This window comes from Nonomuraea sp. NPDC049309 (genome assembly GCF_043196965.1).
Classification (GTDB): Bacteria; Actinomycetota; Actinomycetes; order Streptosporangiales; family Streptosporangiaceae; genus Nonomuraea; species Nonomuraea fastidiosa.
On the sequence record NZ_JBICSH010000003.1, the window covers coordinates 272,094 to 295,786 of the forward strand.

Annotated in this window: 19 protein-coding genes and 1 pseudogene; 14 read left to right on the forward strand and 6 right to left on the reverse strand. The window is 72.0% G+C overall.

Annotated features, from left to right (window positions below):
• Positions 1-54 precede the first annotated feature (54 nt).
• The 10 genes and pseudogenes from ACGFIM_RS22010 (at position 55) to ACGFIM_RS22055 (ending at position 7,850) form a co-directional block, all read left to right on the forward strand.
• Complete coding sequence (locus ACGFIM_RS22010; protein WP_393203001.1) at positions 55-2,838, forward strand: glycoside hydrolase family 3 C-terminal domain-containing protein; 2,784 nt, start codon at positions 55-57, stop codon at positions 2,836-2,838.
• On the forward strand, positions 2,835-3,839 hold the full coding sequence (locus ACGFIM_RS22015) for a LacI family DNA-binding transcriptional regulator (protein ID WP_393203003.1): 1,005 nt from the start codon (positions 2,835-2,837) through the stop codon (positions 3,837-3,839). Before ACGFIM_RS22010 ends, ACGFIM_RS22015 begins: the two co-directional genes overlap by 4 nt.
• A gap of 263 nt (positions 3,840-4,102) precedes the next feature.
• Positions 4,103-4,309: pseudogene (gvpJ, locus tag ACGFIM_RS22020) on the forward strand (gas vesicle protein GvpJ); the annotation flags it as partial.
• 226 nt (positions 4,310-4,535) lie between these two features.
• On the forward strand, positions 4,536-5,330 hold the full coding sequence (locus ACGFIM_RS22025) for a GvpL/GvpF family gas vesicle protein (RefSeq protein WP_393203005.1): 795 nt from the start codon (positions 4,536-4,538) through the stop codon (positions 5,328-5,330).
• 13 nt (positions 5,331-5,343) lie between these two features.
• Positions 5,344-5,568: a gas vesicle protein GvpG gene (locus ACGFIM_RS22030; RefSeq protein WP_393203007.1), complete on the forward strand. Its 225-nt coding sequence runs from the start codon at positions 5,344-5,346 to the stop codon at positions 5,566-5,568.
• Positions 5,569-5,574: 6 nt separating this feature from the next.
• Positions 5,575-5,985, forward strand: coding sequence for a gas vesicle protein GvpO (gene gvpO / locus ACGFIM_RS22035; protein ID WP_393203009.1), 411 nt, complete (start codon positions 5,575-5,577; stop codon positions 5,983-5,985).
• A 1-nt stretch (position 5,986) separates the two neighbouring features.
• Entirely contained in the window at positions 5,987-6,319 is a 333-nt protein-coding gene (gvpJ, locus tag ACGFIM_RS22040) for a gas vesicle protein GvpJ (protein ID WP_393203011.1), read from the forward strand.
• Positions 6,312-7,301, forward strand: a complete 990-nt coding sequence (locus ACGFIM_RS22045) for a GvpL/GvpF family gas vesicle protein (RefSeq protein WP_393203013.1) — start codon at positions 6,312-6,314, stop codon at positions 7,299-7,301. The genes gvpJ (ACGFIM_RS22040) and ACGFIM_RS22045 overlap by 8 nt, the downstream gene beginning before the upstream one ends.
• Positions 7,302-7,329: 28 nt before the next feature.
• A complete protein-coding gene (locus ACGFIM_RS22050) occupies positions 7,330-7,521 on the forward strand; it encodes a gas vesicle protein (RefSeq protein WP_393203015.1) in 192 nt (63 codons plus the stop codon).
• Positions 7,518-7,850, forward strand: a complete 333-nt coding sequence (locus ACGFIM_RS22055) for a gas vesicle protein K (protein WP_393203017.1) — start codon at positions 7,518-7,520, stop codon at positions 7,848-7,850. Before ACGFIM_RS22050 ends, ACGFIM_RS22055 begins: the two co-directional genes overlap by 4 nt.
• Positions 7,851-7,930: 80 nt before the next feature.
• On the opposite strand, the gene ACGFIM_RS22060 is transcribed toward ACGFIM_RS22055, so the two are convergent.
• Positions 7,931-8,461: a GNAT family N-acetyltransferase gene (locus ACGFIM_RS22060; RefSeq protein ID WP_393203019.1), complete on the reverse strand. Its 531-nt coding sequence runs from the start codon at positions 8,459-8,461 to the stop codon at positions 7,931-7,933.
• Positions 8,462-8,815: 354 nt separating this feature from the next.
• Between ACGFIM_RS22060 and ACGFIM_RS22065 the strand changes: the two genes are divergently transcribed.
• Positions 8,816-9,226, forward strand: a complete 411-nt coding sequence (locus ACGFIM_RS22065; protein ID WP_393203021.1) for a VOC family protein — start codon at positions 8,816-8,818, stop codon at positions 9,224-9,226.
• 701 nt (positions 9,227-9,927) lie between these two features.
• On the opposite strand, the gene ACGFIM_RS22070 is transcribed toward ACGFIM_RS22065, so the two are convergent.
• Positions 9,928-11,313 carry a hypothetical protein gene (locus ACGFIM_RS22070; RefSeq protein WP_393203023.1) on the reverse strand — a complete coding sequence of 462 codons (1,386 nt, stop codon included), beginning with the start codon at positions 11,311-11,313 and terminating at the stop codon, positions 9,928-9,930.
• A gap of 331 nt (positions 11,314-11,644) precedes the next feature.
• Positions 11,645-13,393: a biotin carboxylase N-terminal domain-containing protein gene (locus tag ACGFIM_RS22075; protein ID WP_393203025.1), complete on the reverse strand. Its 1,749-nt coding sequence runs from the start codon at positions 13,391-13,393 to the stop codon at positions 11,645-11,647.
• 270 nt (positions 13,394-13,663) lie between these two features.
• Between ACGFIM_RS22075 and ACGFIM_RS22080 the strand changes: the two genes are divergently transcribed.
• The 3 genes from ACGFIM_RS22080 to ACGFIM_RS22090 all read left to right on the forward strand — a co-directional run bounded on the left by ACGFIM_RS22080 (position 13,664) and on the right by ACGFIM_RS22090 (position 17,993).
• Positions 13,664-13,936: a WXG100 family type VII secretion target gene (locus tag ACGFIM_RS22080; RefSeq protein WP_393203027.1), complete on the forward strand. Its 273-nt coding sequence runs from the start codon at positions 13,664-13,666 to the stop codon at positions 13,934-13,936.
• A gap of 144 nt (positions 13,937-14,080) precedes the next feature.
• Complete coding sequence (mycP, locus tag ACGFIM_RS22085) at positions 14,081-15,223, forward strand: type VII secretion-associated serine protease mycosin (protein WP_393203029.1); 1,143 nt, start codon at positions 14,081-14,083, stop codon at positions 15,221-15,223.
• Positions 15,224-15,386: 163 nt separating this feature from the next.
• Positions 15,387-17,993 (forward strand): protein kinase, encoded by a 2,607-nt coding sequence (locus ACGFIM_RS22090; RefSeq protein WP_393203031.1) that lies wholly within the window; start codon positions 15,387-15,389, stop codon positions 17,991-17,993.
• A 168-nt stretch (positions 17,994-18,161) separates the two neighbouring features.
• Here ACGFIM_RS22090 and ACGFIM_RS22095 read toward each other — a convergent pair whose 3' ends face one another.
• The 3 genes from ACGFIM_RS22095 to eccCa are packed head-to-tail and all read right to left on the reverse strand — an operon-like array spanning position 18,162 to position 23,612.
• Positions 18,162-19,271: a transglycosylase SLT domain-containing protein gene (locus ACGFIM_RS22095; protein WP_393203033.1), complete on the reverse strand. Its 1,110-nt coding sequence runs from the start codon at positions 19,269-19,271 to the stop codon at positions 18,162-18,164.
• Between the two features lie 23 nt (positions 19,272-19,294).
• A complete protein-coding gene (locus ACGFIM_RS22100; RefSeq protein WP_393203035.1) occupies positions 19,295-19,627 on the reverse strand; it encodes a hypothetical protein in 333 nt (110 codons plus the stop codon).
• Positions 19,614-23,612: a type VII secretion protein EccCa gene (gene eccCa, locus ACGFIM_RS22105; RefSeq protein WP_393203037.1), complete on the reverse strand. Its 3,999-nt coding sequence runs from the start codon at positions 23,610-23,612 to the stop codon at positions 19,614-19,616. The genes ACGFIM_RS22100 and eccCa overlap by 14 nt, the downstream gene beginning before the upstream one ends.
• Positions 23,613-23,693: the final 81 nt, after the last annotated feature.

Sequence of the window (23,693 nt, forward strand, 5' to 3'; positions counted from 1 at the left end):
GTAACTTCCCCAGGCCGGTCGTCGAAGCGCTTCGACACTCTCAGAGGGACGATCATGCAAGAACCCCCCTTCCGCGACCCAGCGGTCCCCCTTCACGACCGGATCGACGACGTGCTGAGCAGGCTGACCATCGAGGAGAAGGTGGGCCTGCTGCACCAGTACCAGGCGCCGGTGGAGCGGCTGGGCATCGGCCCCTTCCGCACGGGCACCGAGGCGCTGCACGGCCTGGCCTGGCTCGGCCCCGCCACCGTCTTCCCGCAGGCCATCGGCCTGGCCTCGTCCTGGGACCCCGGCCTGCTGCACCGGGTGGGCGCGGCGACCGGCGACGAGGTGCTGGCCTTCCACCACAAGGACCCGGCGGGCGCCGGGCGCAACGTGTGGGCGCCGGTGGTCAATCCGCTGCGCGACCCGAGGTGGGGGCGGAACGAGGAAGGCTACTCCGAGGACCCGTGGCTGACCTCGCTGCTGGCCACGGCGTACGCCCGCGGGCTGAATGGGAGCGCTCCCGACGCCGAGGCCCCGCCCGCCGTGCTCAAGACCGCGCCCACGCTCAAGCACTTCCTCGCCTACAACAACGAGACCGACCGCTGCACCACCTCCAGCAACCTGCCGCCCAGGGTGCTGCACGAGTACGAGCTGCCGGCCTTCCGCGGGCCCATCGAGTCGGGCGCCGCGGTGGCGGTCATGCCGTCGTACAACCTGGTCAACGGGCGGCCCGCGCACCTCAGCCCGCTCATCGGGCAGGTGCTGCGCGCCTGGGCACCGGGAGATCTGCTGGTGGTCAGCGACGCGTACGCGCCGGGCAACCTCACCGGCCTGCAGGGCTACTACGCATCGCCGCCCGAGGCGTACGCGCACGCGGTCAAGGCGGGACTCGACAGCTTCACCCAGGACGACGACCGCGCGCAGGACACGCTCGGTCACCTGCGTGCCGCGCTCGACCAGGGGCTGCTCACCGAGCGGGACATCGACGAGGCCGCCCGGCACGCCCTGGCCGTCAGATTCAGGCTCGGCGAGTTCGACCCGGCCACGCCGTACGACGACATCACCGACAGCGTGGTGAACTGCCCCGAGCACCGGGCGCTGGCCAGGGAGGCGGCGCGGCGCTCGTTCGTGCTGCTGGAGAACGACGGCCTGCTGCCGCTGCGCGACGTCCGCAAGATCGCGGTGCTCGGGCAGCTCGGCGACACGCTGATGGAGGACTGGTACAGCGGCACGCTGCCGTACGCGGTCACCGCCCGCGCCGGGCTGGCCGAGCGGTGCGAGACCGTGTTCTGCGAGGCGGTGGACCGGGTGACGCTGACCGCCGAGTCCGGGCCGGTCGCCGCCGACCCGGCGGGCGGGCCGCTCACCGTGGGCGCGGCCGAGGCGGGGCTGTTCGACGTCTTCGACTGGGGCGGCGGCTCGTACGCCCTGCGCGCCGTCGTCACCGGCCGCTTCGTCTCGGTGGACGGCACCACCCTGGTCAACGACCAGCCGGGGCCGAACGGGTGGGAGGTCCGCCAGACGTTCCGCATGGAGGAGCGGCCGCGCGGCATGCTCGCCCTGCGCCACATCGCGACCGGCGGCTATGTCGGCGCGGGCGACGACGGCGTGCTGCGCCTGGTGGAGGACGCCGACCAGGCGCTCTGGCTGGCCATGGACGTCGTCAGGAGCGGCGCCGCCGAGGCCGCCAGGCTGGCCGCAGAGGCCGATGTCGCGATCGTGGTGGCCGGCGACCACCCGCTGGTCAACGGCCGCGAGACGGAGGACCGCTGCACGCTTGCCCTGGCCCCCGCGCAGGACGCCGTCGTGCGCGCGGTGCGCGCGGCCAACCCGCGCACCGCCCTCGTCCTCACCAGCGGCTACCCGCTCACCTGGACCACCCGCGACCTGCCCGCCGTGCTCTGGTCGGCGCACGGCGGCCAGGAGTACGGCCACGCGCTGGCCGAGGTGCTGTTCGGCGACGCCGACCCCGAGGGCCGGCTGACCCAGACCTGGTACCGCTCGGAGCAGGACCTGCCCGACCTGCTCGACTACGACATCATCGCCAGCGACGCCACCTACCAGTACTTCCGCGGCGTCCCCCTGCACCCGTTCGGCCACGGGCTGAGCTACACCACGTTCGGCTACCGCGACCTGCGGGTCCGCCTCGACGGCGGCGAGCTGCGGGCCGAGGTGACGGTCACCAACACCGGGTCGCGGCCGGGCGTCGAGGTCGTGCAGTTCTACACCCACCAGCGGCGCTCCCGGGTCAAGCAGCCGCTGCGCCGGCTGCGCGGGTTCGAGAAGGTCCGCCTCGAGCCGGGCGAGAGCCGCACGGTGGAGCTGCGGCTGCCGGTCTGCGAGCTGGCGTTCTGGGACGTCACCAGGGGCAGGTTCGTCGTCGAGCGCGCGCCGCACCGCCTCATGGTCGGCCGCAGCGCCACCGACCTGCGGCTGAGCGCGGACTTCGAGGTCGAGGGCGAGGAGATCCCGCCGCAGCGCGGGCCCCTGCGCGCGGCCTGCCACGACGCCTACGACGCGATCACGTTCGCGGACGAGAGCAGGCTGGACGGCGACGCCGTGCGCTCCCAGGTCGAGGGCGCCTGGATCCTGTTCCGCGAGGTCGATCTGACCGGAGCCACCACCTGCGTGGTCACGGCGGGCAGCACGGAGGGCGGCATGATCACCGTACGGCTCGGCGACCCGCTGCACGGCAGGGAGCTGGCCGCCTTCCCCGTGCCGCGCACCGGCCGGTACGAATATCACGCCGTTCCGGCCTCACTCGAAGCCGTGGACGGGGTGCACGATCTGTATGTGGTGTTCGAGAACGAAGGCGTGACGCTGACGGTGATCGACTTCGGAGCCGGGGCTTGAGCGGGCGCACGGTCACCATCGCGGAGGTGGCCAAGCACGCGGGTGTGGCCGTGAGCACGGTGTCGTACGTGCTGAGCGGCAAGCGTACGATCTCGGCCGACACCCGCAAGCGGGTGCTCGACAGCGTCCGCGCCCTGGGCTACCACCCCAACGCCGGCGCCCGCGCGCTGGCCAGCAAGCGCTCCAACGTGATCGCGCTGGTGTTACCGCTGCGTGCCGGCATGCACGTGCCGGTGGCGATGCGCTTTGCGAGCTCGGTCGTGACCGCGGCCCGCCGCTACGACCACGACGTGCTGCTGCTGACCGCCGACGAGGGCACCGCGGGCATCCGCAGGGTGGCCGCGAGCGCGCTGGTGGACGCGCTGATCCTGATGGACGTCGAGCTGGACGACACGCGGGTGCCGCTGCTGCGCGAGCTGCCCGAGCCGAGCGTGCTCATCGGCTTCCCCGCCGAGCCCGCCGGGCTGACCTGCGTCGACCTCGACTTCGCGGCGGCCGGCGCGCGCTGCGTCGAGCATCTGGCCGAGCGCGGGCACGAGGAGATCGCGCTGCTCGGCGCCCCCTCCGTCGTGTACGACCGCGGCACCGGCTTCGCCACCCGCACCCGCGAGGGCTTCGTGGAGGCGCTGGAGACGTACGGCGTCCGGGGCGTCGCGCTGCCCTGCGAGGAGACGTTCGACGAGGTGTACGAGACGGTCCGCGACCTGCTGCTCGACCACCCCGGCCTGTCGGGCCTGGTCGTGCACAACGAGTCGGCGGTGGGTCACGTGCTGGCCGCGCTGCGCCAGCTCGGCCGCCGGGTGCCCGACGACGTGGCGGTGGTGGCGATCTGCCCCGACGACGTCGCCGAGCGGGCCAGCCCGCCGCTCAGCTCGGTGCTGATCCCGGCCGAGGAGGTGGGCAGGGAGGCGGTCCGGCTGCTGATGGACAAGCTGGAGGGCCGCACCGTGCCCGACTCGACGCTGCTCGCGCCGCAGCTGGTGATACGCGCGAGCACCTGACCCCTTCCGGGTGCTGAACGCCGCGACGAGCGCCTGACCTCTTCGGGTGGTGAACGCCGCGACGAGCGCCTGACCTCTTCCGGGTGCTGAACGCCGCGCGAGCACCTGACCTCCTCTGGGTGATAAACACCCGCCGGCCCCAAGAATCGCGGTGCGTCATCGCCCGTAAGCGAGGCGCACCCCAAATCTGTCCGGTTTTCAGTCATATGTGGTTCAGTGTCGGTTTCATCGGGCAGGCCGGGTGAGGCGGAGGAAGCCACATCATGACTACGTCAGTGCAACCGGCGTCGGCCGGGCCGGGTGGCGGGCGGGGACCCACCGGCCTTGCCGACGTCATCGACACGATCCTGGACCGAGGACTCGTGATCGACGCCTACGTCAGAGTGTCCCTCGTCGGCATCGAGATCCTGACCATCGACGCGCGCGTCGTCGTGGCGAGCGTCGACACGTACCTGCGCTTCGCCGAGGCCGCCAACCGCCTCGACCTGTCGCAGACCGAGCAGAGCCTGCCCGAGGCCGTCGGCGCGGTCACCGGCGCCGCGAGCCAGGACAAGTCCGCGGACGTCATCCAGGGCATGGTCGAAGGCGGCGACGAGGAGCCGCACGAGCTCGGCGGCTCGGACGAGGCACACCAGCGCAAGCAACCCCGGAGCGCCCCCACCAAGATGCGTTTCAAGTGAGAGGAAGAACAGCGCCATGGGACGCTCGACCGACGTCTCCGGGGCTGGCCAGGCCACCCAGGAGGCCCAGAACCTCGCCACCTACGTCTACGGCATCGTCCCCGCCGAGACCGAGGTGAGCCACGACCAGAAGGGGCTGGGCGAGCCTCCCAGCGAGGTGCGGCTCATCACGCACCGCGAGATCGCCGCCCTCGTCAGCGACGTGAACGTGGACAGACCGCTCGGCAGGCCCGCCGACCTGCTCGCGCACGAGGAGCTGCTGGACGGCATGGCCGCCAAGGGGCCGGTGCTGCCGTTCCGGTTCGGCGCGGTGCTCTCCGGCACCGGCGCCGTCGTGGACGAGCTGCTCGGGCCGCACCACGACGACTTCCGCGCCGCCCTCGACGAGCTCATGGGCACCACCCAGTACGTGGTCAAAGGCCGCTACCAGGAGCGGGCCGTGCTCAACGAGATCCTCGCCGAGAGCCCGGAGGCCGCCTCGCTGCGCGAAGCCATCCGCGGCACCTCCGAGGACGCCACCCGCAACGAGCGGATCAGGCTCGGCGAGATCATCACCGCCTCCGTCGAGGCCAAGCGCGACATGGACACCCGCCTGCTGCTCGACGGCCTGACCGGCCACTACCTGCAGGCGTCGCTGCGTGAGCCGTCCCACGAATGGGACGCCGCGCACGTCGCCCTCCTCGTCAAGGCCGACAGGAGCAAGGAGCTGGAGCAGGCGCTGAAGGAGTTCGGCGAGCGCTGGGCGGACCGGGTCGATCTGCGGCTGCTCGGCCCGATGGCCCCGTACGACTTCGTCATCGCGCAGGCGTGAGGGGGTGCGCCGCGTGGGCCTGATCTCCCTGATCTTCACCTGGCCGCTCGCGCCGGTGCGCGGCCTGGTCAGGCTGGCCGAGATGATCCAGGACCAGGCCGAACGAGAGCTGCGCAACCCCGCCGCCGTGCGCAGGCGGCTTGAGGCGATCGAGGCGGCCAGGCAGGCCGGCGAGATCTCGGAGGAAGAGGAACGCCGGGCCGTCGAAGAGGTCCTGCGCCTGGCGACGGGGAGGTGAGCCGGGGTGAGCGCCAAGCGGCCCGCCTCAGGTAGGTACGTAGTGGAGACCGAGGAACGGGACACCGGGGATCTCGGAGACGCAGGGGACCTCGAAGCGGGGGAGCCCGAGACCGGGGAGCCGGGCTTCGAGCCTGGCGGGCCCGAGACCGGGGAGCTGGACGCCGCCTCGGCGGGCGGCGCCGGCCTGCGCCTCGTCTCCGAGCTGACCGGGAAAGAGGCCGAGGGCGTCACCTCGGTCACGCCCGCGGACGACGGCTGGCTGGTCGAGGTCGAGATCGTCGAGGACCGCCGCATCCCGTCGTCGGGCGACATGCTCGCCGTCTACCGGGTGGAGATGGATAAGGGGGGCAGCTTGCTGTCATATCGGAGAATCCGGCGCTACCGGCGGTCGAACGCCGACTTCGGGGAGGCGTGACATGGCGGCCTCATCCGGTCCCGTCGTCCGCCCCTCGTACGGGGCGGGGCCCGCCAACCGCGAGCCCGCCAACCTCGGCGACATCCTGGAGCGCGTCCTCGACCGGGGCATCGTCATCGCCGGCGACATCCGGGTCAACCTGCTCGACATCGAACTGCTCACGATCAAGCTGCGGCTGCTCATCGCGTCCGTGGACACCGCGAGGGAGCTGGGCATCGACTGGTGGGCGCACGACCCCTGGCTCTCCGGCAGGGACCGCGAGCTCGTCGAGGAGAACCGCAGGCTGCGCCGCCGCCTGGCCATCGCCGAGGGAAGGGAGGCGGACCATGGCTGACGGCACGTACCTGTACGCGGTGGCCCGCGAGCCGCTGCCGCCCGGCGAGCCTCTTGCCGGCGTCGCGGAGGCGCCGGTGCGGACCATCGCCCGCAACGGGCTCGTGGCGTACGTGAGCACGGTGCCGCTCGACGGCTTCGGCGAGGAGCCGCTGAAGCGCTCGCTCGAAGACCTGGACTGGCTGGCCGAGACCGCCCGCGCCCACCACCGCGTGGTCGACGCGGTCGCCGCCGTCACCACCACCGCCCCGGTCCGGCTCGTCACCGTGTACGCGGGCGACGACCAGGTGACGGACCTGCTGGAGCGGCGCGGGGAGGAATTCCACCGGGTGCTGTCCCACGTGACGGGCCGCCAGGAGTGGGGTGTCAAGGTCTACACCGCCGCACCGGAACCCGGCGCGACCGGCCTCACGGCGCCCGGTCTTGCGGCGTCCGGTCTTGCGGCGTCCGGTCTTGCGGCGTCCGGTCTTGCGGCGTCCGGCCCTGCCGCGCGGGCCGCCGCCATGGACGCCTCCGAACGGGCAGGCTCCGGCGCCGGTGCGTCGTCCGGCGGATCGGCCGGTGTGTCGTCCGGCGGGGCGGCCGTCGGCGAGGACCGGCGTGGCCGGGACGGTGAGGCACGTGCGGCGCGGCGCTGCCCGAACGGCGATGAGCGGGAGTCGCGGCCGGGACGGGCGTACCTGGAACGGCGCCGGGCGAGCCTGCGCGGTCGCGAGCAGCTCCGCGCGCAGGCGCTGCGCCGCGCCGACCACATCCACCGCACGCTGTCGGCCCTGGCCGCCGACGGCTGCCGCCACCGCCCTCAGGACCCGCGCCTGTCCGGCCGCAACGACTGGATGCTGCTGAACGGCGCATACCTGGTGGACGAGTCCCGAGCCGCGGAGTTCACCGAGCTGGCGGGCACGCTCGGCGGCGACGGCGTCGAGGTCAGGCTGACCGGCCCGTGGGCGCCGTACTCGTTCACGGTCATGGAGACGGCGTGAGGCGCGAAAGCGCGGAGGGGGAGGCGTGATGCGGGACGTGGTGGCGCTGGAGCAGCTTCCCCCTGAGCGGGTCGCGCTGGTGGACCTGCTGGACCGGCTGCTCGCCGGCGGCGTCGTGCTGACCGGCGACCTGGTGCTGTCCATCGCGGACATCGACCTCGTCCGCATCTCGCTGAACGCCGTCATCGCCTCGGTCGACGAGCTGGAAGGGAGCCTGTGACCGCCGCTATGGACGCCGCTATGGACGCCGCCGCGGGAGCCCCTCTGGAAGCACCGTGCCGGCGCATCGCCGCCGACCCGGAGACGGTCGAGCGTGACCTGTCCCGCCTCGTGCTCACCATCATCGAGCTGGTACGCCAGCTCGTGGAGCGCCAGTGCGTACGCCGCATGGAGGAGGGCAGCCTGACGGACGAGCAGATCGAGACGCTCGGCGTCACGCTGATGCGCCTGGAGGAGGCCATGGCCGATCTGTGCGAGCGCTTCGGCCTCACGCCCGAGGACCTCAACCTCGACCTCGGCCCCCTGGGCACCCTCCTCCCCACGACCTGACGGTCCCGGGCGGGCGACGCGGCAGGCCCACCGTGGCCGCGCGGCGCCTGGCGGTCCTCAGCCGGGCGAGGCGGGCTCTCTCATGTCATCTCCACCGTGATGGCCCAGCGTTCGTGGTCCCGCCAGGCGCCGTCAATGAACTGGAACCTCGGTGAGAAGCCCTCGCGCCGGAACCCGACCCGCTTGATCAGGTTGATCGAGGCGGTGTTGTGCGGCTGGATGTTCGCCTCCAGCCGGTGCAGCTCCATCTCGCCGAACGCGTGCCGCACCAGCAGCCGCAGGCCCTCCGTCATGTAGCCGCGGCCGGTCGTCGAGGCGAACGCGGAGTAGCCGATGGTGCCGCTCTGGTGCGTGCCCCTGACGATGTTGTTGACGTCGACCCGGCCGACGATCGCGCCCGTGTCGCGCCGGCAGATCAGGAACCCCTCGTTCACCGTGCCGTCGAACCTGGACAGGTAGCCCACGAACGCCTCGTACGTGACGATGGGCGGGCCCGGCATCCAGCGGGCGAGCATCTCGGCGCTCTCCTGGTGCAGGGCCGTCAGCTCCTCGTAGTCCTGCAGGCACAGGTAGCGCAGCGCCACCCGCTCGCCCTCGGCAAGGTAGATCACATCCGCCATTCTGCAGGCCACCCCTGACAGCACCAGGCCGCTTCATCCCGTCCGACCGGGAACGGCAGCGGCGCGCCCCGCACACACAAGCCCACCCCGCCACAGCACGCCGATCCCGGCGGCCAAGCTCGCGACGTGCCCCACGGCCGCGACCGGCGCTCCCGGAGCGTGCCCCGGCCTCGCGCCGGGCGTCGCGGGTGACCGCCGCGCGGGTTCACCGAGTCGGCCACCACGGCGAACCCCTGCCGCAGGTGGTCCTCGGCGAGCGCGTACCGCTTGTGACCCGGCACGATGATCGGCAATCGGTCAGCTTTGAAGAAGCCCCGCCGGGGCGGTGCCGCCTAGCGTGGCCGCATGACTCTCGCACTTCAGTACTGTCACATCACCGTGGACGACATGGACGAGGCGATCGCCTTCTACCGCGACGCGCTCGGCTTCAAGGTCACCGACGACAACGGGTCGGGGCAGCAGCGCTGGGTGAGCCTGACCGGCCCGGTGTACGGCGGGCCCGAGCTCGTGCTCTCCAGCCCGTACGCGGGCCGCTCCCAGGAGGACGGCGACGCGCTGCGCGACCTGCTCGTCAAGGGAGTCCTGCCGATGATCGTCTTCAGTAGCGACGACCTCGACGCCGACTTCGAGCGCGCCCGCGCCACCGGCGCCGAAATCCTCCAGGAGCCCATCGACCGCCCCTACGGCGTCCGCGACGCCGCCTTCCGCGACCCCGCCGGCAACACGGTCCGCTTCCACCAACCCCTCAACCGGTGACCCCGCTTCGGGCCGACCCGAGCACGCCCGCACCGAACCACGCGCAAGTCCGCGGTTGCACTGCGCCCACGTCCGAACCCGAACCGCGCGCAGTCCGCAGCCGAGCGGTGCGTACGCTCGAACCCGAACGGCGCACAAGTCCGCAGCCGAGCGGTGCGTACATCCGAACCCGAACCGCGTAAGTCCCCGGCCGAACTGCGCGCACGTCCGAAGCGAACCGCCTGACGCCGAACCGCGTAAACCCTCAAGCCGAACCGCCAGGGGCCACCCGCCGCCCGAGCACCGGCCGACCGCCACCCCATCCGCCCTGACCGGCCGCCCCACGGGATGGCCCGCCCCCGGGCCGGACGTTTCTCGGGTGGCCCGGTTCGAGCCGGGTGTTGCGTGGGGCGGTCCGCCTTGGGCCGGGTGTTGTTGGGGGTGGCCCGGTTCAAGCAGGTGTTGGTCGGAGCGGTTCGTTTCGAATCAGGTGTTCCGTGGGGTGGCTGCCTTGAGGCGGCCTGGCTGTTCCGGGTGGCTGCGGGCAGAGCCTTGAGCCGGCTGTTCCGGGTGGCGGCGGGCGGGAACGTCACCAGGCTGTCCTGGACAGGGGAGGGCTGGGCGGCCCCTGGTGCTCGGGGCGCGTACCGCTGACATGGGGAAGCCCCGGCTCAGGTGGACCTGGGCCGGGGCTTTTCGTCGTGCTCTAGAGGCCGGGCGACTTACCAGTCGCCGCCGCCGAAGTCTCCGCCGCCGAAGTCGCCTCCGCCGCCGAAGTCACCCCAGCCGCCGCCTCCGCCGCCGAAGTCGCCGAAGCCTCCGCCTCCGCCGAAGTCACCGCCGGCGTCGGCGTAACCCTCGGCGTAGCCGGCGCCGTAGCCGCCCATGCCCCAGCCGCCGCTCAGCAGGCTGCCCATCATGGTGCCGATGAACATGCCGGTCATGATGTCGCCGAAGCCGCCGTAGTAGCCGTAGGCGTAGGGCTGGTAGGCCGGGCCCGCGTCGTAGTAGGGCCGGCGCTGGCCGTCGACCATGACCTCGCGCATCTGCGGGTCGAAGCCGCGCTCGACCGCCTCGGCGTCCATCTTGCAGGCGGGCACGTCGCGGACGGTGCCGCCGGGCGGGGCCCAGCGGACGTCGCGGACGGACGGGCCGTGCTGCGGGTTGAAGAAGCAGGGCGCCCGGCGCTCGGGCACCGGCTCGTTGTTGACCTTGGCCTTGACCACCGCGAGCGCGTAACGGCCGTCTTCGAGGGTCTGGGTGACGTCGCGGATCTGCTCGGCCCGCTGCACGTTGGCGAGCTGGTTCTTCGACTTCTCGTACGCGTCGAGCGCCGTCTGCCACTCGTCGATGTGCTTGCCGCCCTCACCGGCGAGCGTGACGTCGGCGTCGAGAGCGGTGATCTCCTCACCGAACTTGGTGACGTCCTCCTCGACGGTCTGCTTGACCGCCTCGAGCTGCTTGGCCTCCTCGATGGCCCGCTTCTTCTTCTGCTTGTTGGAGTAGAGGAAGTAGCCGCCACCGCCGACGAGGACCAGCGCGCCGAGCGCGATCAGCGCTCCGGTGCCGCCGGCGCCGGGGTTGGCCTGGCTGCCGCTGTCGAGCGCCGAACGGTCGCCCTTGGCGGCCATGTCGACGCGGTTGGCGAAGTCCTTCATGCCGGCCACGACGTCGCCCGAGTTGGCGTTCACGGCGAGGTTGGCCAGCTGTCCGGCGAGGCCGGTGCGCAGGGCGCTCGAACCGGCGAAAAGGGTCGTGCCGTCGAGGACGGCGATGGTCGCACGAGGACGGCCCGCCTTGCTCAACGCGGAGCTGAGCTGGTTCATGTACGTCCTGACATTGGACTCGTCAATCGTGCCATCGGGCAGCGCCACAGCGTAGATCTTGGTGTCAGCGTCCTTGAGCGCGTCGTTGATCTCGCTCTCCTGGCCGGACGACAAGGATGAGCCGGCCACCACATAGAGCGGCGCCTTTTTCCAGTTGGACACGACGGTGTCGGCATCCGGGGGAGCCGCCGCGTTGGCGGCAGGGGAAAGCGCAAGAACGACGATAAGACCGGCGATCAGAGCCGCGATCGCGGCCCCTGCTCGGCGCAGCGAATGGGTCATGGGCAGCAAGCCTCCTTCGCCCTTGAGGACGAACGGGCGATCGGCAAAGTTCCTCAAGGGGCACGCTACCCGTCCGGAGCCGCGCAGGAGCGCTCCGTGGCGCAACAGCCTGGCACCGGTTATGCCCGGGCAGGGTCGATCCCCGGCCAAGCCCTCGCCGGAGTCCCGATCGCGAGGAATGCTCAGGTGTCGAGGACGCTCGTCCAGGGAGCCGCCTGGGGGCCCTCATCCGGTGAGTCCTCAGAGGCCTCTCCGTCGAGCGCCCCCATCCGGTGCGGTCCTCACGGTCCTCTCCCTCGGGGGCGCTCTCGGCGGGCAGCCGTGCGTACGGTCAGGAGTCCTTGATCTCGCAGATCGTCTCGCCCGAGCTGACCGTCTGCCCGACCGAGGCGGTCAGACCGGTGACCGTGCCGGACTTGTGGGCGGCCAGCGGCTGCTCCATCTTCATGGCCTCGAGGACCACGACGGTGTCGCCCTCGTTCACCGTGTCGCCGTCATTGGCCACGACCTTGACGATCGTGCCCTGCATGGGGCTGACCAGCGCGTCGCCGCCGGCCGCGGGCTTCTTCGCACCGCCGCCCGCGCGCCTCGGCGCCTTGGCGCGGGCGGCCGGCGCGGAGGCGGACGCGCCCAGCCCGGCGGGCAGGACGACCTCCAGCCGCTTGCCGCCGACCTCGACCGTCACGGTCTCCTTGGGGGTCTCCTCGGCGGTCGCGACGTCCCCTTCGTACGGGGCCACCGTGTTCTGCCACTCCGTCTCGATCCACCGGGTGTGCACCGAGAACGGCTCGGACGTGAACGCCGGGTCGGTGACCACGGCCCGGTGGAACGGCAGCACGGTCGGCATGCCGGTGATCTCGAACTCGGCGAGGGCCCTGCGGGAGCGTTCGAGCGCCTCCCGCCGCGTACGGCCGGTGACGATCAGCTTGGCCACCAGCGAGTCGAACGTCCCCGGCACCGTCATGCCCGCCTCGTAGCCGGAGTCGAGCCGCACTCCGGGGCCGGACGGCGCGCGCAGCGTGGTCAGCGTGCCGGGGGAGGGCAGGAAGTTGCGGCCGGCGTCCTCGGCGTTGATGCGGAACTCGATGGAGTGGCCGCGCAGCGGCGGGTCGTCGTAGCCGAGCGGCTCGCCGTCGGCGATGCGGAACATCTCGCGTACGAGGTCGATGCCCGCGACCTCCTCGGTGACCGGGTGCTCGACCTGGAGCCGGGTGTTGACCTCCAGGAAGGAGATGGTGCCGTCCTGGCCGACGAGGAACTCGCAGGTGCCGGCCCCGACGTAGCCCGCCTCCTTCAGAATGGCCTTGGAGCCGGCGTAGAGGACGTCGATCTGGGCGTCGGTGAGGAACGGCGCGGGCGCCTCCTCCACCAGCTTCTGGTGACGGCGCTGGAGCGAGCAGTCGCGGGTGCTGACCACGACGACGTTGCCGTGGGCGTCGGCCAGGCACTGGGTCTCGACGTGGCGGGGCCGGTCGAGGTAGCGCTCGACGAAGCACTCCCCGCGCCCGAACGCGGCCACGGCCTCGCGGACGGCCGACTCGTACAGCTCGGCGACCTCCTCCATCCTGCGGGCGACCTTGATGCCGCGCCCGCCGCCGCCGTATGCGGCCTTGATGGCGATCGGCAGGCCGTGCTCCTCGGCGAACGCCAGCACCTCCTCGACCCCGCTCACCGGGTCCTTGGTGCCCGCGACCAGCGGCGCGCCGACCTTCTGCGCGATGTGCCTGGCCTGGACCTTGTCGCCGAGCGCGGCGATCGCGGCGGGCGGCGGGCCGATCCAGATGAGGCCCGCGTCGATGACCGCCTGGGCGAAGCCGGCGTTCTCGGCGAGGAACCCGTAGCCGGGGTGTACGGCGTCGGCACCGCTGCGGCGTGCGATGTCGAGGATCTTGCCCGCGTCGAGGTAGGTCTCGGCGGGGGTACGCCCGCCGAGCGCGTACGCCTCGTCGGCGACCTTGGCGTGCAGGGCGTCGAGGTCCTGGTCGGCGTATACGGCCACGCTGGTGATGCCCGCGTCCTTGCACGCGCGTGCCACCCGCACGGCGATCTCGCCGCGATTGGCGATCAGCACCTTCCGCACCGGCTCCCGTCCTTCCTGCTAGGTTCGGCGCCCCCTGCGTGCGCGCCGTCGTTCGCGTCGAGCGTCCTGTCGTGGGACGCGCCCGGCTCAGGCGTCCGGGAGAGACCCTGTCGCCGCTGGTCATCCCGGCTTCCTGGAGGTGCGGGCGGTATCCCATGAGATCCGAGCATTCCTCGGGTAGACCATAGCCGCTTGGCATATCTCCGGCGACGGGCGGTGGCCTTTCCTTAGGGTGAGGGCGCTTTCACAGGTTCCCCCAGGAGGGTATGCATGAGCCAGAACATGGTCGGCGGCAACCTCGAGGAAATGCAGCAGATGTCCAGCCAGTTCACGCAGCAGTCGGAGGCGGTCCGCACGACGATGACCGCGCTCGACCGCGAGGCCGCGAAGGTCGGCACCGCGTGGACCGGCCCCGGGGCGCAGCGCTTCCAGCAGGCGTGGCAGAACTACCGCACGGCGTTCCAGCGGATGACGGAGGAGCTGCAGGAGGCGGCCCGCGTCATCGGGACCTACCGCCAGAACATCGACTCCGCCACGCGATGATCAATGCAAGAGGCCCTGGCGACGTGGCCGGGGCTTCTTGCCGTCAGCGGAACCGGATCCTAATTCGCGGTGATCGTTTTGCTTCGCCCGAATACCGGTTGAACGTATCTTTGTGGCGAATCGGGCGGGCTACCCTTTTTCTCCATGATTGGTCGCGCCCTCCTGGCCAGCGTGCTCGCCCTGCAGGCTCCGCTCGTTCCCGCCGCCGCGGCCCCCGAACGGTGCAACCCGCCCAGGGGCACGGTCGAGGTCGGTGAGTCCTGGGCGCAGAAGCGGCTCGACCCCAAACGCGTCTGGTCGCTGTCCACCGGCGCGAACGTCACCGTCGCTGTCATCGACACCGGCGTCGATCTCACCCATCCGCAGCTCCGCCTGGCCGGTAAGGCCGACCTCGTCGGCTCCGGCTACGACGACTGCGTCGGCCATGGCACCGCGGTCGCGGGCATCATCGGCGCCCAGTACGTCAAGGGCGTCCTGTTCCACGGCGTGGCCCCCGGGGTGCGGCTGCTGTCGTACAAGTTCACCGACTCCGAGAACGACGGCAAGACCGAGCTGCTGATCAAGGGCATCAAGGCCGCCGCCGACCAGGGCGCCAAGGTCATCAACATCTCGAGCAAGACCCTCGACCACCCCGCGCTCGAAGCGGCCGTGCGGTACGCGCTCGCCAAGGACGCGGTCGTCGTCGCCGCGGCGGGCAACGTGTCCCGCAAGGACGGCACGCCCTCGCCCGCCTACCCGGCCAGCTACGACGGCGTGCTCGCGGTGGGCGCGGCGGGGCCGGACGGCGCCCTGAGCGAGTTCTCCAACAAAGAGACGCCCGTGTCGGTGCTCGGGCCCGGCCAGAACCTCGTCTCGACCTGGCCCGGCCGCTCCTACTTCAAGGGGCTCGACGGCACGAGCTATGCGGCGCCGTACGTGGCGGGCGTCGTCGCGCTCGTCAGGGCCCGCTATCCCACGCTCGACCAGACGCAGGTACGCCGGCGCATCATCGCCACGGCCGACGGCGCGACCGGCGCGGGCAAGGGGGCGGGCATGGTCAACCCGATGCAGGCGGTGAGCGCGGTCCTGCCGTTCGAGCCCGAGGACGCGCCTGTCGTCGCGCCCCCGCCGCCGAGCCCGATCCCGAGCAGCGCCGTCGCCAAGGCCCCGCCCGTCGACCGCAAGGCGATCGAGCTGGCCGTGGTCATCGCGGCCGGCGCGATCGGGCTGGCGCTGCTCGTGCTGGCGTTGCGCGTGGTGATCCCGATGGGGCGCAGGAGGGGATGGCGTCCCGGACGTTCTGCGTGATCGCGAATTGTCGCATCACCACACTGAAGCGGACGGCGTGATGACTGCGATTGCAAGAAATCGGTACACCGTTTTGTTGACCAGTGTCCGTAACGCCTGATGCTGATGTGACGGATCTGGTTGAATGTGATCAGATCATGCTTTGCTGGTGAAAGGTTTGGGCATGCACCCTTTGCGCCCTGGGGATCCAGAGCGGATCGGCGCTTTCAGCATTGTCGGGCTGCTGGGAGAGGGGCCGAGAGGGGAGGTCTTCCTCGGACGCGAGTCGGAAGACGCGCCCAAGGTGGCCATCAAGCTGCTCCCCGCCGAACCTGAGTCCGAGCGCGAGCTCGACCGGTACCTGGGGGTCAAGCGGGTCTCCAGCTCGTACGTGGCGAGAGTGCTCGACGCCGGCTACCTCGGCGACCGGCCGTACATCGTGCGCGAGTACGTCGAAGGCAAGAGCCTGGCCGAGACCGTCGCCGGCGGCGAGCCGCTGAAGGGCGATGCGCTCGAACGGGTGGCCGTCGGCGTGCTGACCGCGCTGTCCGCCATCCACCTCGCCGGCCTGGCACACCGCGCCCTCACCCCGCACAACGTGATCCTCAGCCCCGACGGGCCGCGCGTCACCGACGCCGCCATCGGCGACCCCGCGGGCGATCCCGCCTACCAGGCTCCCGAACAGCTCAAGGGCCTCGAGTACGGCCCTTACGCCGACGTCTTCGCCTGGGCCGCCACCATCGTGTACGCGGGCACCGGCCGGCCGCCGTTCGCCGGCAAGGAAGCGACGCTGAACGGCGAGCCCGACGTCGGCATCCAAGCCGAGCCGCTGCGCCGCGTCCTGCTGTCGGCCCTGACCAAGGAGGTCGGGGACCGGCCGACCACGTACAGCGCGCTCATGCAGGTGCTCGGCGACGCCCCCGCCCCGAACCCGGCCACCACGCCCAAGGGGGCCGCCACCACGCCCAAGGGGGCCGCCACCACGCCCAAGGGGGCCGCCGCCGCGGCCAAGGGGGCCGCCGCCGGGGTGGCCGCGGCCACCGCCGGAACCGCTGCGGGCACGCCCGCCTCGAAGGACAAGACCCCCACGGCGGACAAGCCGAGCACGCCTGCGGCGAGCGGGCCGCAGCAGCCCGCGACCGCCAAGCCGGGCACGCCTGCGGCGAGCAAGGCGGAAGCGCCTGCGGCGGAGGGGCCGAAGCAGCCTGCGGCGAGTGGGGCCGGGGCAGCGGCGCCTGGCAAGCCGAGCACGCCTGCCGAGAGTGGGCCGCAGCAGCCTGCGGCGGCCAAGGCGGGTGCGCCTGCGGCGAACGGGGCGCAGCAGCCGCCCGCCGCTGAGAAGAGCAAGCCCGGGGCGAACGGTGCGGAGGCGCCGAAACCGCCCGCGCCGCGGCCGGCTCCCGACGGCCCGCCGCTCGAGGGCGTGCCGATCGCCCGCCCCCCGATGCAGGGAATGCCCCCGCAGGGAGGCCCGTACCAGGGCCCGCCGCAGGGGCAGGGCGGCCCGATGCCGCCGCAGGGGCAGGGCGGTCCGATCCCGGTGCCGCCACAGGGCGCGCCGGTGCCGCCGCACATTCCCGTCCAGGCCGGTCCGCTTCAGGGGCCGCCGATGCAGGGCCCGCCGCCTCAGGGCGCGCAGCAGGGCCCGCCCATGCCGCCGATGCCCGGCTCGCCCACGCAGGGCCCGCCGAGCGTGCCGCCACAGGGCCAGCCGCACGTGCCCGCGCAGGGTCAGCCGCACCTTCAAGGCCGGCCCGTGACGCCCGAGGCCACCATGTGGGGGCCGCCGGAGGCCGACCCGCCGCAGCCGCCCGCGCAGATCAGGATCGAGCAGCCCGCGTCGCCCGCTCCGCGCAGAGGGCTGCCGCTGGGCCTGATCGCGGGCGTCGCCACGGTGGCGCTGGTCTCCGCCGTGGGCCTGTGGGGCGCCAACCGGTACGTACGCCTCCAGCAGGTGGACCCGTCCCTCGTGGCGCAGCAGGCGAACAGCGACGCCATCCCCACGCCCACCGGCACGTCGACGCCCCCGCCGCAGGGCACCGGCGGCCCGGGTGACCCGCAGGCGACCGCCGAGGCCACCGTCCCGTGGGCGGCCAGCGGCGACCCCAACGACGTGGGCCCGCTCGTGCTGCCCACCGAGTGGTCGTCGGCCACGCCTGACGTGCCCGAGCTGACCTCGGCGCCGACCACCCCGGCCCCGCTGCCGTCGCAGCCGGTCACGGTGCCGACGCAGCCGCCGGTGACGGTGACGCAGACGCAGCGGGCGACGCCGACGAAGAAGAGCACGCCCACGCAAACTCCGAAGCCGCAGGCTACCGTCACCAAGACGGTGCAGCCGACGCCGACGCCGACCAAGACCGTCACCAAGACTCCGGCCCAGCAGACCCGGCAGCCCGAGCCGGAGCCGACCAAGACGACGGCCAAGCCGTCGCCGACGAAGACCACGACGCAGCCGACCACGCCGGCCACGAACCCGTACACGGCCACGCAGGTGTGCGGCTCCGGGTTCTCGGTGCAGCGGTCGATCTCGTTCGCGGGCGGTGTGACGTACCAGCTGTGGAACAACAGCACGGGCCAGAACTGCGCGGTCACCATCAAGACGGCGGACATCGGCAAGAGCACCTCGACCGGCGTCACGCTCGAGGCGCAGGGCGGCGGCAGCCAGTCCGACAACGGCAACTACGAGTACTACGCCGGGCCGGTGAAGGTGAGCGCCAAGGGCAAGTGCGTGCGCATCTCCGGCTACGTCGGCTCGGGCAGGTCGAGCGCCGACTGGGCCAACTGCAACTGATCCGTCGCGGCCGCGCGTGACGCGCACGCGTCCGCCCGCGGCAGGCGCACCAGACGACGGCCGGCGCCCTCCGGGCCGGTGAACGACCGGTTCGGAGGGCGCCTCGGCGTTCGTGGGCGCGGCCCTTTCTCCCGGGGCGCGTCCCCTCGCGTAGGGGCGCGCCGCGGGTCAGTAGCCCACGTAGCCCACGCCGTTCTTGGCGTTCACCACGCCGGGCACGTTCGAGACGGACCCGTACCTGGCGATCGCGTACCGCACGCCCGCGATGATGTTGTCCACGGGGTCGTAGATGTTGCGATGCCCGTCCAGCGCGTACGCGTTGAACGTCGGGTCGATCGTCTGCATCAGCCCCTTGGACGGCGTGCCCTTGGCCGCGTTGGAGTCCCAGTTGTTGATGGCGTGCGGGTTCCCGCCGGACTCGTGCTGGATGATCATCCAGATGTCGTTGACGTTCATCTTGGACCTCGGCACGCCGCGGGCGGCGAGGATCCCGACGGCCTCCTCGATCCACTCCCTGACCCGTTCGGGCGGCGCGGCGCCGCCGCCGGGCGGAGGCGGGCCGCTGGGCCCGTAGCCGGTGAAGCCGCCCGAGCCCGGGTATCCGGCGGTGGCGACCGGCGCGCCCCGGCCGCCCTGTACGGAGACGCCGCCGTCGGGCCGGTAGTCGGGGTCGGCGATCCAGTCGAGGTTCGGGCCCTTCTCGCCGGCGAACTCCTGCGTGGTCACGTCGGGGATGGCGCGGAAGGTCAGCTTGCGGTCGCGCAGGTGGCGATCGATGTCCTTCTTGGCCTTGGAGACGGCCGTCTCGGCCGAGTCCACCCACGGCTTGGCGTCCTTCTTGGCCTGCTCGACCAGCGCGGCAAGCCCGCCGCGCAGGTCCGCCTCGGTCGCGTCCGGATGATCGGCCAGGTAGCGGGCGCGGTAATTCGCGGCGTTCGTGTTGAGGTCGCGGCAGATGGAGGAGATCTCGGTGTGCGACTCGCGCAACGCCGAGGCGGCGTCGTCGAGTGAGGCGGCGCAGTCGCTCAGCGCCGACTTCAGGCTCTCCGCGGCCGTGCCGTACTTGCGCATGTACGAGTCGAACGCCTCCGCCGAGCGGCCGTTCCAGGCGTCCGCCACGTTCTGGACCGCCGACGCCAGCGCGCCTGCGAACTCCTGGACGTCGCCCGACGAGGTCCGCCACTGCGAGGTGATCGTGTCGATCGATCCCGGCGAGCCGGTCACCTTGCGCAGCATCTCGTCGAGCGCGGCGCCGCCCGGCAGGTGCCCGACGCTCACGGAATCACCCACGGCGTCCCCGCTCACGAGGTGGCCCGGTGGGCGCGGCGGATGTTCTCCTCCACCTCGCTCAGCCCTCGCTCGGTGGCCGCGAGCTTCTTGCGCGCCTCGTCCATCTCGCTGATGAGCGCGCTCCAGACGGCGTTGGCGGACGATGCGAGCCCCGCCGAGCTGGGCAGGTGCCCGAAGGTGTCGGCGCTGATGGGCGTGCGGTTGTTGCGGATCTCGCCGTTCGCGTCGTACGTCAGCTCGCCGGGGTTACGCTCGACGAGCGTGTCCTGGTACTGGCCTGCCGCCTTCTTGATGGCGGTGCGGCACCGGTCCAGCGCGGAGAAGTGGATCTCAAGGTCGGCCATGGTCGGTCCCCCTTTCTGCGTCCAGGAACGCCGTCTGCATCAGGCGCGAGCCGAAGCGGCGGTCCACCAGGAACCCGCGGCCCGGCGGGAGCGGTTGCGGGCGTACGTTGCCGAACAGGTAGCCCTCGTCCTTGCTGCCCGACATGAGCAGCGCGGGCGTCGCCATGTCCTTCAGCCGCTGGATGACCGGGTCGAACATGGCTCGGCTGGCGCCGCCCATCTGGCGCGACAGCACCAGGTGCAGGCCGATGTCGCGGGCCTGCGGCAGCAGGTCGACCAGCGGTCCCAGCGGGTTGGCCGAGGTCGCGACGAGGTCGTAGTCGTCCACGACGATGTACAGGTCGGAGCCCTGCCACCAGCTTCTGTCGCGCAGCTGCTGGGGCGTCAGGTCGGCCGGGGGCAGGCGGCTGAGCAGCGCTTCCCTGGCGTCGTCGATCAGGCTGGAGGCGGCGGCGCTGGAGGCGGCGTAGCCGATGCGGTGGGGCGTGGCGGCCGAGTCGAGCAGCGAGCGGCGGTAGTCGATGACGATCAGCATCGCCTCGCTGGGCTGCTTCCTGCTGACGAGCTGCTCGGAGATGAGCCGCAGCAGGTTGGACTTGCCGCTTTCGTTCTCGCCGAACACCACGAAGTGCGGGTCGGCGTCGAAGTCGAGCGCCACCGGCGACAGCGAGTTCTCGTCGATGCCGATGGGGATGCGGTCGGGGTCCTCCGGCAGGGCCGAGACCGGCAGCACGGCGGGCAGCAGCCGCACGGGCGGCGCGGACGGGCCCCGCCAGGACTCGCGTACCGCCTGCACCAGCGCCCGCACCCCGGCGGCCAGGTCGGAGGAGTTCTGCACCCCGTCGATCCTGGGCAGCGCCGACAGGAAGTGGAAGCCGTCCTTGGTCAGGCCGCGGCCCGGCGTGCCTTCGGGCACCGCCATCGCCTGCTTCCTGCTGACCTCCGACTCGTACGCGTCGCCCAGCTTCAGCTCGATCTTGGTGCCGAACAGGTCGCGGATGCTGGGACGGAACTCCGACCACTTGTTGGTCGCGGCCACCAGGTGGATGCCGTAGCCGAGGCCCCGGGCGGCGAGGTCGGTGATGGTCGGCTCCAGCGACTCGAACTCCTGCCTGAGCGTCAGCCAGCCGTCCACGACCAGGAACACATCGCCCCAGCCGTCGCCCTCGAGCTTGCCCTCCTGGCGCATGCGGCGGTAGGCGGCCATCGACTCGATGCCCTGCTCGCCGAACTCGCGCTCGCGCCGCTCCAGCAGCGAGGCGATCTCGGCCACCGTACGGCGGACCCGCTCGGCGTCGAGCCGGTTGGCCACGCTGCCGACGTGCGGCAGGCCCTCCAGCGAGGCGAGCGCGCCACCGCCGAAGTCGAGACAGTAGAACTGCACCTCGCGCGGGGTGTGCATGAGCGCCATGCCGGTGATCAGCGTGCGGATCACCGTGCTCTTGCCGCTCTGCGTGCCGCCGGCCACGCCGATGTGCCCGGCCGCGCCGGAGATGTCCAGCCAGTACGGGTCGCGCCGCTGCTCGAACGGCTTGTCGATGATGCCGACGACGGCGTGCAGCTTGCCCCGGCCCTGCCAGCCGGTCGTGGTCAGGCCGTACTCGGGGGTGACCGACAGCGGCGGCAGCAGATGGGCCAGGGTGGGCGGCTCGGCGAGCGGCGGCAGCCAGATGCGGTGCGCGGGCGGCCCGTGGCCGGCCAGGCGGGAGACGACGACGTCGAGCAGGCTGCGCTGGCCCGCGGCGGCCGGCTCCGGCGTCTCGTTCTCGTCCTCGGGCTCCTCCGGCTCGGGAACCTCGGGCAGCGGCATGTAGGCGGGGCTGTACTCGACGATCTCGCGGATCGGCGCCTGGTCGCCCGATGCGCTGGACCGGCCGGGCTCGGACTGGTGGGGGCCGGAGACGTACGCGGCCTTGAACCGCGTCATGCCGGTCGTGTCGTACTTGAGGTAGCCGTTGCCGGGCGCGGACGGCAGCTCGTACGCGTCGGCCACGCCCAGCACGACCCGGCTCTCCATGGCCGAGAAGGTGCGCAGGCCGATCCGGTACGACAGGTGCGTGTCCAGGCCGCGCAGCCGGCCCTCCTCCAGCCGCTGGGAGGCGAGCAGCAGGTGCACGCCGAGCGAGCGGCCGAGCCGGCCGATCATCACGAACAGGTCGATGAACTCGGGCTTGGCCGCGAGCAGCTCGCTGAACTCGTCGAGCACGATGAAGAGCGTCGGCAGCGGCTGCAGGTCGGCGCCCTGCTCGCGGGCGCGCTCGTAGTCGCGCAGCGAGGCGTAGTTGCCGGCCGCGCGCAGCAGCTCCTGGCGGCGCACCATCTCGCCGTGCAACGCGTCGTGCATGCGGTCGACCAGCGGCAGCTCGTCCTCGAGGTTCGTGATGATCGCCGAGACGTGCGAGAGCCCCTCGAGACCGAGGAACGTCGCACCGCCCTTGAAGTCGACGAGCACGAAGTTGAGGATCTCGGACGAGTGCGTGATGGCAAGGCCGAGCACGAGCGTGCGCAGCAGCTCCGACTTGCCGGAACCGGTGGCCCCGATGACCAGCCCGTGCGGGCCCATGCCGCCCTGCGCCGACTCCTTGATGTCCAGCTCGACCACGCGGCCGTCGGAGCCGATGCCGATCGGCACCCGCAGCCGGTTGCGCCCGGCCCTGGGCTGCCAGGTGAGGGCCGGCTGGATCTGCGCCGGGTCGCCCACGCCGAGCAGGTCGGTGAGGTTCATGCTGGTGCCCAGCAGGTCCTGGGTCTCGCCGTCGGAGCCGACCGAGACCCGCAGCGGTGCGAGCTGCCTGGCCAGGCCCTCGGCCCTGGCGTAGTCGAGGCGGTCGGGGTCGCCGAGCCTGGTCGAGGTGCGCTTGCCCGTGTGGTCGATCTTCACCATGTGGAAGCCGTCGGGCTGGATGTCCAGCCGCAGCGTGGCGGCCTCCTCGACCGGTCCCGTCGCATCCGACAGGTCGATGACGGTGACGCCCTGGATGGCGTCCGTGCCGAGCTGCGAGTCGTGCGGCACGTGCCCGCCGTCCACGATCACCACGTGGTACGGCAGCGCGTCGGCCCCCGCGTTCGGCCGGAACCTGGCCCGCTCCTTCAGCTCGTCGCCCACGAGCCGGTCGAGGTGGCTCATGTTCTCGGCCATGAGCCGCACCTTGCCCGCGGCGTCCACCTCGTCGGGGTGCAGCGCGTGCGGCAGCCACTTCACCCAGTCCCAGTGCGGCATCCACTCGCCGCTCGCGCACACCATGACCCGCATGTCGTCGGGGGAGTGGAAGGTGACGAGCTGCGCGATCATGGCCCTGACCAGGGAGCGCATCGCCCGCGGCTCGCCGGTGAGCCGGATCCGCGCGAACGAGTTGAGCGCCACCGCGACCGGCAGCCCGGCCACCGTGGAGTGCGCCCTGACGAAGCGGCGCAGCGCGCCCGCGGTGAGGGCGTCGAGGTCCTCGACCGGCTTGGTGTCGGGCGGCACGAGCTGCACGGCCAGCTTCTGCACGCCGGTGCCCAGGCGTACGGTGGCGAAGTCGTCGTCGCGCGGCCTGCGCTCCCACAGGCGCGGCCCCATCGCCACCCACCACAGCGTGTCCGGCGGCGGGCCGCTCCACTCCAGGGCCTCGCGCTGCTGGATCGCGGCCTTGCGGACCCGCTTGCGGATCTGTCCCAGGTAGCGGAAGTAGTCGCGGCGCAGGCCGTTGAGGCGGTTCTTGCGCTCTCCCGAGTTGCGGCCGAGCTGGCCGATCGTCATGCCCACCATGGAGACGGCGAACAGGCCGCTCGCCACGTACATGATGGGGTTCGAGTTGCCGCCGGCGGTGAACATCAGGCCCATGGCGGCGGCGCCGGCCAGCATGGGCACGTACATCAGCACGCCGGTGAAGCCGGCCGGCTGCACCTCGGGGATCTCGGGCGGCGACTCCAGAAGGATCTCTCCGCGCGGTGGCTGAGGACTCGGGCGGCGCTCTGGCCGCCGTACGACGACGATGCTCACTGGCGGGACAACCCTCCTGTCACCTGAGACACTTTCTTACCAGAGACGCCGTCCCTATATGTTCGCCATGTCGGATTTAGC

Excerpts from the sequence above, each read along its gene's own strand:
- ACGFIM_RS22010 (WP_393203001.1), top strand. The coding sequence starts at position 55 with ATGCAAGAACCCCCCTTCCGCGACCCAGCGGTCCCCCTTCACGACCGG.
- ACGFIM_RS22025 (WP_393203005.1), top strand. The coding sequence starts at position 4,536 with ATGGGACGCTCGACCGACGTCTCCGGGGCTGGCCAGGCCACCCAGGAG.
- gvpJ (WP_393203011.1), top strand. The coding sequence starts at position 5,987 with ATGGCGGCCTCATCCGGTCCCGTCGTCCGCCCCTCGTACGGGGCGGGG.
- ACGFIM_RS22045 (WP_393203013.1), top strand. The coding sequence starts at position 6,312 with ATGGCTGACGGCACGTACCTGTACGCGGTGGCCCGCGAGCCGCTGCCG.
- ACGFIM_RS22050 (WP_393203015.1), top strand. The coding sequence starts at position 7,330 with ATGCGGGACGTGGTGGCGCTGGAGCAGCTTCCCCCTGAGCGGGTCGCG.
- ACGFIM_RS22065 (WP_393203021.1), top strand. The coding sequence starts at position 8,816 with ATGACTCTCGCACTTCAGTACTGTCACATCACCGTGGACGACATGGAC.
- ACGFIM_RS22070 (WP_393203023.1), bottom strand. The coding sequence starts at position 11,313 with ATGACCCATTCGCTGCGCCGAGCAGGGGCCGCGATCGCGGCTCTGATC.
- ACGFIM_RS22080 (WP_393203027.1), top strand. The coding sequence starts at position 13,664 with ATGAGCCAGAACATGGTCGGCGGCAACCTCGAGGAAATGCAGCAGATG.
- mycP (WP_393203029.1), top strand. The coding sequence starts at position 14,081 with ATGATTGGTCGCGCCCTCCTGGCCAGCGTGCTCGCCCTGCAGGCTCCG.
- ACGFIM_RS22090 (WP_393203031.1), top strand. The coding sequence starts at position 15,387 with ATGCACCCTTTGCGCCCTGGGGATCCAGAGCGGATCGGCGCTTTCAGC.
- ACGFIM_RS22100 (WP_393203035.1), bottom strand. The coding sequence starts at position 19,627 with ATGGCCGACCTTGAGATCCACTTCTCCGCGCTGGACCGGTGCCGCACC.